This is a genomic window from Tabrizicola sp., assembly GCF_041919135.1.
Lineage (GTDB): Bacteria > Pseudomonadota > Alphaproteobacteria > Rhodobacterales > Rhodobacteraceae > Tabrizicola.
On sequence record NZ_JAYRUJ010000010.1, the window covers coordinates 59,478 to 71,532 of the forward strand.

Sequence of the window (12,055 nt, forward strand, 5' to 3'; positions counted from 1 at the left end):
GGGAAGACATGGCATTTCACGAGATACGTTTCCCCGCGAACCTGAGCTTCGGCTCGGTCGGGGGGCCCGAGCGGCGGACCGAGATCGTCACGCTGGCGAACGGGTTCGAGGAGCGGAACACCCCCTGGGCACATTCGCGCCGGCGCTATGACGCCGGGGTGGGCCTGCGCTCGCTGGACGATGTGGCGGTGCTGATCGCCTTTTTCGAGGCGCGGGCGGGGCAGCTGCACGGGTTCCGCTGGAAGGACTGGTCGGATTTCCGGTCCGGTGCGCCCTCGGCCACTCCGGGACCGGAGGACCAGCTGGTCGGCATCGGCGACGGGGAGACGGCGGTGTTCCGGTTGCAGAAGACCTATGTCTCGGGTCTGCAGAGCTATGCCCGGCCGATCCTGAAGCCGGTAGCGGGCACGGTGGTCGTGGCGCTGGCGGGCGATCCGAAGGTCGAGGGTATCGAGTTCGACGTCGATGTCGAGACCGGCGAAATCACCTTTGCGGTGCCGCCGGATCTGGGGGTGCGGATCACGGCGGGGTTCGAGTTCGACGTGCCGGTCAGGTTCGATACGGATGCGATCCGGACCTCGGTCGCCTCGTTTCAGGCGGGCGATGTGCCGACGGTCCCGGTGGTGGAGATCCGGCTATGAGTTCCGGGGGGCTTTACGCGCATCTGGCCAGCGGCGCGACGACTGTCTGCCGGGCCTGGATGGTGACGCGGCGGGACGGGGCGGTGCTGGGCTTCACCGACCATGACCGCGACCTGATGCTCCGGGGCGTGACCTGCCGGGCCGACACCGGCATGACGGCGCGGGCCCTGCAGCAGACGACGGGGCTTTCGGTGGACAACTCCGAGGCGATGGGCGCGCTGAGTGCGGCGGCGATCACCGAGGCGGATATCCTGGCGGGACGGTTCGACGGGGCGGAGGTGCGGGCCTTCCTGGTCAACTGGGCCGCGCCCGAGGACCATGTCGAACAGTTCCGCGGCTCGCTGGGCGAGATCGAGCGGGCGGGCGGCAGTTTCCGGGCCGAATTGCGCGGGCTGACCGAGGTGCTGAACCAGCCGCAGGGACAGGCCTATATGCCGCGCTGCTCGGCCGTGCTGGGCGATGACCGCTGCCGGTTCCAGGCCGGTCAGCCGGGATATTTCGCGGTCAGGGCGGCGGAGGAGGTCGAGGACGGGCGGGTGTTCCGCTTTGCCGGTTTCGCAGGCTTCGACGATGGCTGGTTCACGCATGGCCGGTTCGAGGTGACCTCGGGCGCGGCTGCGGGACTGGTGGGGCTGGTGAAAAGCGACAGGCTGGAGGGCGGGGGGCGGCGGATCGAGTTGTGGCAGTCGATCGGGGCCGACGTCGTGGCGGGCGATCAGCTGCGGCTGGTCGCGGGCTGCGACAAGGCGGTCGAGACCTGCCGGGAAAAGTTCGCCAACTTCCTGAATTTCAGGGGCTTTCCGCATATCCCCGGCGAGGATTGGCTGGCATCCTATCCGGTTTCCGGGCGGCCCAATTCAGGCGGGCGCAGGGTCTCGGGGGGTGGTCGGTGACCTGCCTTGTCGTGGCCGAGGCGCGGCGCTGGATCGGCACGCCCTATCTGCACCAGGCCAGCGTCAAGGGGGCCGGGACAGATTGCCTGGGGCTGTTGCGCGGGCTGTGGCGCAGCATCCATGGCACGGAGCCCGAGGCGGTGCCGCCCTATACCGAGGACTGGGCCGAACCGGATCACCGCGAGGTCCTGCTGGAGGCCGCGCGGCGCTGGCTGGTCGAGCGGCCGCTGGTCCCGGAAGCGCCGGGCGATGTGCTTCTGTTCCGCATGCGGAGCGGTGGCATCGCCAAGCATCTGGGAATCCAGTCCCAAATCGGCGCGGAGGCCCGGTTCATCCATTCCTACAGCGGGCAGGGCGTCGTCGAAAGCCCGCTGTCGCAGCCCTGGCGGCGCAGGATCGCCGCCCGGTTCGCTTTTCCTGAAGGAGCCGATTGATGGCAACTCTACTTCTCTCGGCCGCCGGTGCAGCCGTCGGCGCGGGTTTCGGCGGCACGGTGCTGGGCCTTTCGGGGGCGGTCATCGGCCGGGCCATCGGCGCGACGCTGGGCCGGGCGATCGACCAGCGCCTTCTGGGTGCGGGGTCCGACCCTGTGGATGTGGGCCGCATCGACCGGCTGCGACTGACCGGCGCGGGCGAGGGGGCGGCGATCGGGCAGGTCTGGGGCCGGATGCGGCTGGCCGGGCAGGTGATCTGGGCGACCGAGTTCAAGGAGTCGGTCCAGCGCCGACGCTCGGGCAAGGGGGCGCCGAAGCCGAAGGTCAACGAATACAGCTACTCGGTCAGCCTGGCGATTGCGCTGTGCGAGGGCGAGATCCTGCGGGTCGGGCGGATCTGGGCGGATGGCAACGAGATCTCGGCCAGCGACCTGAACCTGCGGGTCTATCCCGGCAGCGAGACGCAGTTGCCCGATGCGCTGATCGAGGCGGTCGAGGGGGCGGGCCGCGCGCCGGCCTATCGCGGCCTGGCCTATGTGGTGATCGAGGAACTGGATCTAACACCCTATGGCAACAGGGTGCCGCAGTTCAACTTCGAGGTCGTTCGCGCTGCCCAGGGGCCGGCGGTGGCACAGGGGGCGACGCTGGACACGGCGGTTCGCGCGGTGGCGCTGATCCCGGGGACCGGCGAATACGGGCTGGCGACGACGCCGGTGCATTATGCCGAGGCGCCGGGGCGCAATCGTTCGGCGAATGTGCACTCGCCCTCGGGGATGACGGATTTCGCGACAAGCCTTGAGCAGCTGGACAGCGAGCTGCCGATGGCGGGCTCCGTCTCGCTGGTGGTGTCGTGGTTCGGCAGCGACCTGCGCTGCGGCTCTTGTGCGGTGCGGCCGAAGGTCGAGCAGAAGCTGCGCGAGGGCGTTCCGATGGCGTGGCGGGCAGGGGGCATCACCCGCGCCGGGGCCGAGGAGGTGCCGAAGGTCGAGGGCAAATCGGTCTATGGCGGCAGCCCGGCGGATGCCTCGGTGATCGAGGCGATCCGAGCGATGAAAACGGCGGGGAAGGAGGTGATGTTCTACCCCTTCCTGCTGATGGACCAGATCGAGGGTAACACATTGCCAGATCCCTGGACCGGGGCCATGGGCCAGCCGAGGCTGCCCTGGCGCGGGCGGGTCACGCTGTCCGTCGCCCCCGGACGCGAGGGCAGCCCGGATCGCTCGGCTGCGGCGGCCGCGGAAGTCGCGGCCTTCTTCGGCGCGGCCGAGGCCGGCCATTTCTCGGTGCAGGGCGAGACGGTTTCCTATTCCGGTCCGCAGGACTGGGGGTATCGACGGTTCATCCTGCATTACGCCCATCTTTGCGCAGCGGCGGGCGGGGTAGAGGCGTTCTGCATCGGCTCGGAGATGCGGTCGCTGACCCAGATCCGCGGCGCGGGCGACAGTTTTCCGGCGGTCGAGGCATTCCGGCAGCTGGCCCGGGACGTGCGCCTGATCCTGGGGCCCGAGACCCGGATCAGCTATGCGGCCGACTGGTCGGAGTATTTCGGCCTGCATGTCGACGGGAACGTGTATTTTCACCTCGATCCGCTATGGGCCGACCCCGAGATCGATTTCATCGGCATCGACAACTACATGCCGATCTCGGACTGGCGGGAGGGCGAGGACCATGCGGATGCGCCTTGGGGGGCGGTGCATGACCTGGACTATCTGAAGGCCAACATCGCGGGCGGCGAGGGGTTCGACTGGTATTACGACAGCGCCGAAGGCGCTGCGGCGCAGCAGCGGTTGCCGATCACCGATGGCGCGTTCGGCGAGGATTGGGTGTTTCGCGTCAAGGACCTGCGGTCCTGGTGGTCCAACCTGCACCATGATCGCGTGGCGGGCGTCCGCAGCGCGACCCCGACGGCCTGGGTTCCGGGATCGAAGCCGATCCGCTTTACCGAATACGGCTGCGCGGCGATCGACAAGGGGACCAACCAGCCCAACCGCTTTCTGGATCCGGCCTCCTCCGAATCCGGCCTGCCGGTCTGGTCGAGCGGCCGCCGCGACGACCTGATGCAGATGCAGTATCTGCTGGCGATGCGGGCCTACTGGACCGACCCGGCGAACAACCCGCGGTCCATGCTTTATGATGGGCCGATGGTCGATTTCGACCGTGCCCATGCCTGGGCCTGGGATGCACGCCCCTTCCCCGAGTTTCCGGGCCAGGTCGAGGTCTGGGGCGATGGCGGCAATTATGGTCGGGGGCACTGGCTGAACGGCCGGGCGACGAACCAGCCGCTGGCCCAGGTGGTGGCCGAGATCTGCGAAGGCTCGGGCCTGGCGGAGGTGGATACCTCTGGTCTTTTCGGCGTGGTGCGCGGGTATCAGCAGGCCGAGGTGACCAGCGCGCGGGCGGCGCTGCAACCGCTGATGCTGACCTTCGGCTTTGACGTGATCGAGCGCGACGGCAGGCTTGCCTTCCGCAACCGGACGGGGCAGGCGGATGGGCGGGTCGATGACGATGATCTGGTCCTGCTGCCCGACATGAACGGCAGTTTCGAGACGACCCGCGCCGCCGAAGTCGAGGTTTCGGGGCAGGTCCGCATCGGCTTTGTCGACGCGCAGTCGAGCTATGAAACCCGTTCGGCCGAGGCCCGGTTCCCGGACGAGGTCGCGCGGGGCGTGTCCCAGACCGAAATGCCGCTGGCGCTGACTCGGCCCGAAGGCCAGGCGACCGTGGACCGCTGGCTCTCGGAGGCGCGGGTGGCGCGTGATGCCGCGCGCTTCGCCCTGCCGAAGTCGCGGCTGGGCGTCGGGGCGGGAGATGTGATCGAATACCGGGGCTTGCGCTACCGGATCGACCGGATCGAGCAATCGGAGGCGCAGCTGATCGAGGCGGTCCGGATCGAGCCGGGAATCTACAGGCCCGCAACGGGCGACGACACCATGGTCATCCGGGATTTCGTGGCGCCGGTCCCGGTGCTGCCGGTCTTCCTGGACCTGCCGCTGCTGACGGGGGGCGAGGTGCCGCACGCGCCGCATGTCGCCGTGACCTCGGATCCCTGGCCGGGCTCGGTGGCGGTCTGGTCGGCGGTCGCGGATGCCGGATACGAGCTGAACCGGCTGGTGGCGGCGCCGGCGGTGGTCGGCTTCACCGAAACTGTCCTGCGGGCGGCTCCGGTCGGGCTTTGGGACCGGGGAGAACCGCTGCGGGTGCGGCTTTCGACGGGTGAGCTTGCTTCCGCCAGCAGGGAGGCGGTGCTGAACGGGACGAACGTCATGGCGATCGGCGACGGGTCGGCGGGCAATTGGGAAGTCTTCCAGTTTGCCGAAGCACAGTTGGTCGCGCCCGACACCTATGATCTCTCGCTGCGACTGCGCGGCCAGGCCGGGACCGATGGGGTGATGCCGCCGGAATGGCCTGTCGGCAGCACGGTGGTGCTGGTCGACCTTGCGCTGTCGCAGATCGAGCTGCCGCTTTCGGCCCGAGGCCTGGCCCGCCACTACCGGATCGGCTCGACCGCCCGGGGCTATGACGATGCCAATGTCGTGATGCGGATCGAGGCCTTCGACGGCATCGGGCTGCGGCCATATCCGGTCGCGCATCTGCGGGCCGCCACGGATGCGGCAGGGACGCTGGTGGCAAGCTGGAAGCGCCGGACCCGGATCGACGGCGACAGCTGGCAATCGGCGGAGGTGCCGCTGGGCGAGGAGGAGGAAGCCTATCTGGTGCGGATCATTCAGGGGGATGCGGTCGTCGCGGACTACGGCACCCAGGCGCCTGGTTTTGCCTATACCACCGCGCAGCGGCTCCAGGATGGGGTCGGCGGCGCCTACCGGATCGCCGTGGCCCTGTTGTCGCGGCAGTTCGGGCCGGGGCCGTTCCGGTCTGTGGAGGTCGCATGATCCGTCCCGTCACGACTGGCGAGCTTTGTCTGCTGGCGCGGGTCCTGGTGCCCGCGCCAGAACAGGACCGGCCCGGACTTGCCGCCGGAATACTTGCGGAAACGCAGATTGCTGCCGAGTATCTCGACCGCCACGGACGTCCGCATCCCCAGCTTGGCGACGGCTCCATCGCGGCGCGCTGTCTGCGGCTTTTCCCGCCTTCCGAGAGCTTTTGCGATCCCCAGTTCCTTCGGGCGCTGCAACTGGCCTGTGCTGCGCTCGTCCGGCATCTGGAAACCTGATGCCGCGATCCCCATTTTGCCAGTCGTCTCTCTCTGACCGATTGTGTTAGAAAGGGCGGATCAAGGAGAGGTCGCATGCTCGAGACCAGATCAAAGGTGACCGCAATCGATCCCGTCTGGCGGCGTGTCGGGGAAGAGGCGGTCGAAGCCATCCGCAACGAGCCCCTGCTTGGCGGGCTGATCCATTCCGGCCTTTTGCATCACTCGACGCTCGAGAAGGCGCTGGCCTACCGCTTCTCGCTGAAACTCGCCTCGGGCGAGATGAGCGAGCAGATCCTGCGCGAGATCGCGGATCAGGCCTATGAGACCGACCCCGAGATCGGAGCGGCCGCACGTTCCGACCTCATGGCGGTATATGAGCGCGATCCGGCCTGCCACCGCTTCATGCAGCCGCTGCTTTTCTTCAAGGGCTATCAGGCCGTGCAGGCCTACCGCATCGGCCATTGGCTCTGGCAGACCGGCCGGACCGACATGGCCTATTTCGTCCAGATGCGCGTGTCCGAGATGTTCGGCGTCGACATCCACCCCGCCGCACGGATCGGCAAGGGCATCATGATCGACCACGCCCATTCCATCGTCATCGGCGAGACAGCGGTCGTCGGCGACAATGTCTCGATGCTGCATTCGGTCACCCTCGGCGGGACCGGCAAGGAGGACGGTGATCGCCATCCCAAGATCGGCAACGGCGTCCTGATCGGGGCGGGGGCCAAGGTTCTGGGCAACATCTCGGTCGGCCGATGCTCACGCATCGCGGCCGGTTCGGTGGTGCTGCAGGACGTTCCCCCGAACTCCACCGTTGCGGGGGTGCCCGCGCGGGTCGTGGGCAAGGCGGGCTGCGCGCAGCCGGCGCTCACCATGGACCAGATCCTGCAGGGTGAGTGACCAGGGTTGAAAGACGTCCTGCGTTCCGTTGCCGCAAGGGTCACCGGCCAGGCCATCTCCCTTTTTGCCCGGTTCATGACCGCACCGCGCGCGATCTGGCAGGGGATCGAGCCGATACCCGTCCAGCGCGTCTATTACGCCAACCATTCCTCGAACGGCGATTTCGTCCTCCTCTGGACCGTCCTGCCGGCGCCGCTGCGCCGCCGGACCCGGCCCGTCGCGGCGCTGGACTACTGGCTCGCCTCGCCACTCCGCGCCTTCATCGGCCGCGAGGTCTTCAATGCCGTCCTGATCGACCGCCGCCCCGAGGCGCGGACCGAGGATCCCGTCGCACAGATGGTCGCGGCGCTGGATCAGGGGGCCTCGCTGATCCTCTTCCCCGAAGGCAAGCGCAACAGCTCGGACGAGGTGCTGTTGCCGTTCAAGTCCGGGCTTTACCACCTTGCGAAGGCGCGCCCCGGGGTGGACCTTGTCCCAGTCTGGATCGCCAATCTCAACAAGGTCATGCCCAAGGGCGAGGTCATCCCCGTGCCGCTGATCTGCACCCTGACCTTCGGCGCGCCCCTCCGCCTGACCGAGGGCGAGGGCAAGGAGGTCTTCCTCATCCGCGCCGCGCAGGCGCTGCGATCCCTGCAGCCTCCGGATCGGCCATGACCTCGCCGCATCTTCTTTGGCTCCTCTCCGGCGTCGCCGCCATCCTGGTCCTGGCCTCCGCCTTGGGCGAGATGCTCCGCCGCCGCCTGTCGCCCCGCGGTGACAATCCGGTGATCGAGAACCTGAACGCCCGGATCAACGCCTGGTGGGTCATGGTGTTTCTGCTGGGCCTCGCCTTCCTGGTCGGCAAGCCCGGCGTCGTCCTCCTGTTCGCGCTGGCCTCCTTCGCCGCCCTGCGCGAGTTCCTGACGCTGACCCGCTACGACCGCGCGGATCACTGGTCGCTCCTCGGCTGCTTCTTCCTCGTGCTTCCGCTGCAGTACTACTTCGTCCTGACCGACTGGTATGGCATGTATTCGGTCTTCATCCCGGTCTATGCCTTCCTCCTCCTGCCCGTCGTCTCGGCCCTGCATGGGTCAACCCGGGATTTCCTCGTCCGCGTCTCCGAAACGCAATGGGCGCTGATGATCTGCGTCTATTGCGTGAGCCATGTCCCCGCGCTCCTCTATCTCCAGATCCCGGGGTTCGAGGGTCGGAACGTCATCCTCATCGCCTATCTGATCTTCGTCGTGCAGCTCTCGGACGTCATGCAATACGTCTGGGGCAAGCTCGTCGGCCGCACCAAGGTCGCCCCGAACCTCTCGCCCTCGAAGACCTGGGAGGGGCTGATCGGCGGCACCCTCTCCGCCAGCGCCGTCGGAACGGCGCTCTGGTGGATGACGCCGTTTTCGCCGCTCCAGGCGGCGGGCATGTGCCTTCTGATCACGCTGATGGGCTTCTTCGGCGGCCTCGTCATGTCGGCGATCAAGCGCGACCGGGGGATCAAGGACTGGGGCCACCTGATCGCCGGGCACGGCGGCTTCCTCGACCGGCTGGATAGCGTGATCTTCGCCGCCCCGATCTTTTTCCACATCACCCGCTGGCTCTGGTCCACCACATGAGCGACAACCGCCGCCCCCTCACCTCGCGCAACTCCGCCTGGGCCGCGCGGCTCGCCTCCTGGGCGGTGCAAAAGGGCCTCACCCCGAACCAGATCAGCCAGGCCTCGATGGGCTTCGCCGTCCTCGGCTTCGGCCTCTACGCGCTCTCGACCCACGGCCCCGGCGTCGTCCAGTTCCTCTGCCTGATCCTCGCCGCCGCCACCGTGCAAGCCCGCCTCGTCTGCAACCTGATCGACGGCATGGTCGCCATCGAGGGCGGTAAAGGCACCAAGGACGGCCCGTTCTGGAATGAGGCGCCCGACCGCGTCTCCGACCTCCTCTTCTTCGCCGGCGCCGGTCTCGCCGCCCACCAGCCCGCCCTAGGTCTCCTCGCCGCCGCGCTCGCCATCGTCACCGCCTATATCCGCGAACTTGGCCGCGCCGAGGGCTTCCCGCCCGACTTCTCCGGCCCCCTCGCCAAGCCGCAGCGCATGGCCGTCCTCACCGCAGGCACCGTCCTCGCCGCCTTCTACGCGACCGACTGGACCCTGATCGTCACGCTCTGGATCATCGCCCTTGGCACAGCCGCCACCGTGATCCGCCGGTCCTGGACCCTGATCGACAAACTGAAGTCCCGATAGAAAAGGGGGACCGAAGCCCCCCAATTTCACACTGGTGCAAATATCCCGCGGGGGGTGCGGGGGGCGCGAAGCCCCCCGTCCTCGGCATCACGCCAGCATCACCATCGGGTTCTCCAGCGCCTCGATCACCGCCTTCAGGAACTCTGCCCCCAGGGCCCCGTCGATCACCCGGTGGTCCACCGACAGCGTCATCGACATCACCGTCGCCACCCCGATCGTCCCATCCGCCATGACCACCGGCTTCTTGACCCCGGCCCCCACCGCCAGGATCGAGCCATGCGGCGGGTTGATCACCGCGTCGAAGTTCTCGATCCCCATCATCCCCAGGTTCGAGATCGCGAAGGACCCGCCCTGATACTCATGCGGCGCCAGCTTCTTCGACTTCGCCCGCCCCGCCAGGTCCTTCATCTCCGCCGACAGCGCGCTCAGCGATTTCTTGTCGGCATCGCGCAGGACCGGGGTGAACAGGCCACCTTCCACCGCCACCGCCACCGCCACGTCGGACGGCTTCAGCCGCAGCATCCGGTCGCCCGCCCAGACGGCATTGGCATTCGGCACCGCCTGCAGGGCCATGGCGCAGGCCTTGATGATGAAGTCGTTCACCGACAGCTTCACCCCGCGCCCCTCAAGCTGCTTGTTCAGCTGCTCGCGGAACGCCATCAGCGCGTCCAGCCGCACCTCGCGGCGCAGGTAGAAATGCGGGATGGTCTGCTTGGCCTCGGTCAGCCGGGCAGCAATCGTCCGACGCATCCCGTCCAGCGGCACTTCCTCGTATTGCCGGTCGGCATACATCTTCAGCACCACCTCGGTCGCCAGCCCTGTCGGCATCGCCGCAGAAGCCGCCGCCGGGGCAGGGGCCGCCTTCGGGGCCTCCGCAGCCACCGGGGCCGCAGCAGGCTTCACCGCCCCCGGCTGAGCCCTCTCCACATCCGCCCGAACGATCCGCCCATGCGGCCCCGAGCCCTTCACAGCCCCCAGGTCCAGCCCCTTCTCCTTGGCGATCCGCCGCGCCAGGGGCGAGGCGAACACCCGCGCACCACCGGAAACCGGCGCAGGTTCCGCGACTGCCGGAGCAACCGGCGCCGCTTCCGTAGGTCGGGCTTCAGCCCGACTCTCCGCCGCCGCCACCGGAGCCGCCGCCTTGGGCGCCGCAACCGAGGACGCATCCTCGCCCTCGTCCAGCAGCACCGCGATGGGCGTGTTCACCTTCACCCCGGCGGTCCCCTCGGCGATCAGGATCTTGCCCACGACCCCCTCGTCGACCGCCTCGAACTCCATCGTCGCCTTGTCGGTCTCGATCTCGGCGATCACCATGCCGGACTTCACCGCCTGGCCTTCCTTGACCAGCCATTTCGCCAGCGTGCCCTCCTCCATCGTCGGAGACAAAGCGGGCATCAGAATTTCGGTAGCCATGGCTTCACCTCTACCTGTAGCAGACGGATTTGACGGCGGTGACGACCTCCGCCGGGGTGATCAGCGCGAACTTCTCCAGGTTCGCGGCATAGGGCATCGGCACGTCCTTGCCCGTGCAGGTCACGACCGGAGCATCCAGATAGTCGAAGGCCCGCTGCATGATCGTGCTGGCAAGGTGGTCGCCGATCGACCCCACCGGGAAGCCTTCCTCCACCGTCACGCAGCGGTTGGTCTTCATCACCGAGGCCAGCACCGTGTCATAGTCGATGGGCCGCAGCGTCCGCAGGTTGATCACCTCGGCGCTGATCCCCTCCTTGGCCAGTTCCTCGGCCGCCGCCATGGCGTGCGAACAGCCGATCCCGAAACTGACCACCGTCACATCCGTCCCCGGCCGCAGGATGCTGGCCTTGCCGAACGGAATGGTGAAATCCCCATCCGTCGGCACCTCGAAGGACCGCCCGTACATGATCTCGTTCTCCAGGAACACGACCGGGTTCGGATCACGGATCGCGCTCTTCAGCAGCCCCTTCGCATCCGCCGCCGTATAGGGCATGCAGACCCGCAGGCCGGGGATCGCCGCATACCAGGCCGCATAGTCCTGGGAATGCTGCGCGCCCACCCGCGCCGCCGCCCCGTTCGGCCCGCGGAACACCATGGGCGAGCCCATCTGGCCCCCCGACATGTACAGCGTCTTCGCGGCCGAGTTGATGATATGGTCGATGGCCTGCATGGCGAAGTTGAAAGTCATGAACTCGACGATCGGCTTCAGCCCGCCCCAGCTCGCGCCCGTCGCGATCCCGGCAAAGCCCATCTCGGTGATCGGCGTATCGACCACCCGCTTGGCCCCGAACTCGTCCAGAAGCCCTTGCGAGATCTTGTAGGCCCCCTGATACTCGCCGACCTCTTCCCCCATCAGGAAGACGCTCGGATCGGCGCGCATCTCCTCGGCCATCGCCTCGCGCAGGGCCTCGCGCACCGTCATCGTCTTGGTCGGGCCGACCGGCAGGTCGGTATGCGGCCAGCCGCGCACCTCGGCCGGGGCCGGGGTAGGCGAGGGCGCCACCGGGGCCGCGGCCACCGTCGCCGGAACCTCGGCCACCGCCGCGGCAACAGCCACCGCCGCCGGGGCAGGGGCGTCGGTCACGCTCTCGCCCTCATCCACCAGCACGGCAATCGGCGTGTTCACCTTCACGCCGCCCGTGCCCTCGGCCACCAGGATGCGGCCCACCACACCCTCGTCGACCGCCTCGAACTCCATCGTGGCCTTGTCGGTCTCGATCTCGGCGATGATCTGGCCGGACTTGACCGCATCGCCTTCCTTCACCAGCCATTTGGCCAGCGTGCCCTCCTCCATGGTCGGAGAAAGCGCGGGCATAAGCACTTGAGTTGCCATAGGTTTCTCCTCC

Annotated in this window: 11 protein-coding genes; 9 read left to right on the forward strand and 2 right to left on the reverse strand. The window is 68.0% G+C overall.

Features of this window, described 5'->3' with window-relative positions; translation table 11 throughout:
• Positions 1 to 8: 8 nt before the first annotated feature.
• The 9 genes from ACE3UA_RS09730 to ACE3UA_RS09770 all read left to right on the forward strand — a co-directional run bounded on the left by ACE3UA_RS09730 (position 9) and on the right by ACE3UA_RS09770 (position 9,236).
• Entirely contained in the window at positions 9 to 641 is a 633-nt protein-coding gene (locus ACE3UA_RS09730; RefSeq protein WP_374644531.1) for a TIGR02217 family protein, read from the forward strand.
• Complete coding sequence (locus tag ACE3UA_RS09735) at positions 638 to 1,534, forward strand: DUF2163 domain-containing protein (protein WP_374644533.1); 897 nt, start codon at positions 638 to 640, stop codon at positions 1,532 to 1,534. The genes ACE3UA_RS09730 and ACE3UA_RS09735 overlap by 4 nt, the downstream gene beginning before the upstream one ends.
• Positions 1,531 to 1,968: a peptidase gene (locus ACE3UA_RS09740; protein WP_374644535.1), complete on the forward strand. Its 438-nt coding sequence runs from the start codon at positions 1,531 to 1,533 to the stop codon at positions 1,966 to 1,968. The genes ACE3UA_RS09735 and ACE3UA_RS09740 overlap by 4 nt, the downstream gene beginning before the upstream one ends.
• Positions 1,968 to 5,858: a glycoside hydrolase TIM-barrel-like domain-containing protein gene (locus ACE3UA_RS09745; RefSeq protein ID WP_374644537.1), complete on the forward strand. Its 3,891-nt coding sequence runs from the start codon at positions 1,968 to 1,970 to the stop codon at positions 5,856 to 5,858. The genes ACE3UA_RS09740 and ACE3UA_RS09745 overlap by 1 nt, the downstream gene beginning before the upstream one ends.
• The gene (locus ACE3UA_RS09750) at positions 5,855 to 6,139 is read left to right on the forward strand and encodes a hypothetical protein (RefSeq protein WP_374644539.1); all 285 of its coding nucleotides are present in this window, start codon (positions 5,855 to 5,857) and stop codon (positions 6,137 to 6,139) included. Before ACE3UA_RS09745 ends, ACE3UA_RS09750 begins: the two co-directional genes overlap by 4 nt.
• A 75-nt stretch (positions 6,140 to 6,214) precedes the next feature.
• Positions 6,215 to 7,021 (forward strand): serine O-acetyltransferase, encoded by an 807-nt coding sequence (gene cysE, locus ACE3UA_RS09755; protein ID WP_197645731.1) that lies wholly within the window; start codon positions 6,215 to 6,217, stop codon positions 7,019 to 7,021.
• 75 nt (positions 7,022 to 7,096) lie between these two features.
• Positions 7,097 to 7,675, forward strand: coding sequence for a lysophospholipid acyltransferase family protein (locus tag ACE3UA_RS09760; protein ID WP_374644541.1), 579 nt, complete (start codon positions 7,097 to 7,099; stop codon positions 7,673 to 7,675).
• A complete protein-coding gene (locus ACE3UA_RS09765) occupies positions 7,672 to 8,616 on the forward strand; it encodes a phosphatidate cytidylyltransferase (RefSeq protein WP_374644543.1) in 945 nt (314 codons plus the stop codon). Before ACE3UA_RS09760 ends, ACE3UA_RS09765 begins: the two co-directional genes overlap by 4 nt.
• Positions 8,613 to 9,236: a CDP-alcohol phosphatidyltransferase family protein gene (locus tag ACE3UA_RS09770; protein ID WP_374644545.1), complete on the forward strand. Its 624-nt coding sequence runs from the start codon at positions 8,613 to 8,615 to the stop codon at positions 9,234 to 9,236. Before ACE3UA_RS09765 ends, ACE3UA_RS09770 begins: the two co-directional genes overlap by 4 nt.
• Positions 9,237 to 9,323: 87 nt before the next feature.
• Here ACE3UA_RS09770 and ACE3UA_RS09775 read toward each other — a convergent pair whose 3' ends face one another.
• Positions 9,324 to 10,649, reverse strand: a complete 1,326-nt coding sequence (locus ACE3UA_RS09775; RefSeq protein WP_374644546.1) for a pyruvate dehydrogenase complex dihydrolipoamide acetyltransferase — start codon at positions 10,647 to 10,649, stop codon at positions 9,324 to 9,326.
• Positions 10,650 to 10,659: 10 nt separating this feature from the next.
• Positions 10,660 to 12,042, reverse strand: coding sequence for a pyruvate dehydrogenase complex E1 component subunit beta (locus tag ACE3UA_RS09780; RefSeq protein ID WP_374644548.1), 1,383 nt, complete (start codon positions 12,040 to 12,042; stop codon positions 10,660 to 10,662).
• Positions 12,043 to 12,055 lie beyond the last annotated feature (13 nt).

Bases quoted from the DNA above. Each gene is read 5' to 3' on its own strand.
- ACE3UA_RS09780 (WP_374644548.1), bottom strand. From the start codon at position 12,042: ATGGCAACTCAAGTGCTTATGCCCGCGCTTTCTCCGACCATGGAGGAG.
- ACE3UA_RS09760 (WP_374644541.1), top strand. From the start codon at position 7,097: ATGACCGCACCGCGCGCGATCTGGCAGGGGATCGAGCCGATACCCGTC.
- ACE3UA_RS09745 (WP_374644537.1), top strand. From the start codon at position 1,968: ATGGCAACTCTACTTCTCTCGGCCGCCGGTGCAGCCGTCGGCGCGGGT.
- ACE3UA_RS09735 (WP_374644533.1), top strand. From the start codon at position 638: ATGAGTTCCGGGGGGCTTTACGCGCATCTGGCCAGCGGCGCGACGACT.
- ACE3UA_RS09770 (WP_374644545.1), top strand. From the start codon at position 8,613: ATGAGCGACAACCGCCGCCCCCTCACCTCGCGCAACTCCGCCTGGGCC.
- ACE3UA_RS09750 (WP_374644539.1), top strand. From the start codon at position 5,855: ATGATCCGTCCCGTCACGACTGGCGAGCTTTGTCTGCTGGCGCGGGTC.
- ACE3UA_RS09775 (WP_374644546.1), bottom strand. From the start codon at position 10,649: ATGGCTACCGAAATTCTGATGCCCGCTTTGTCTCCGACGATGGAGGAG.
- ACE3UA_RS09730 (WP_374644531.1), top strand. From the start codon at position 9: ATGGCATTTCACGAGATACGTTTCCCCGCGAACCTGAGCTTCGGCTCG.
- ACE3UA_RS09765 (WP_374644543.1), top strand. From the start codon at position 7,672: ATGACCTCGCCGCATCTTCTTTGGCTCCTCTCCGGCGTCGCCGCCATC.
- cysE (WP_197645731.1), top strand. From the start codon at position 6,215: ATGCTCGAGACCAGATCAAAGGTGACCGCAATCGATCCCGTCTGGCGG.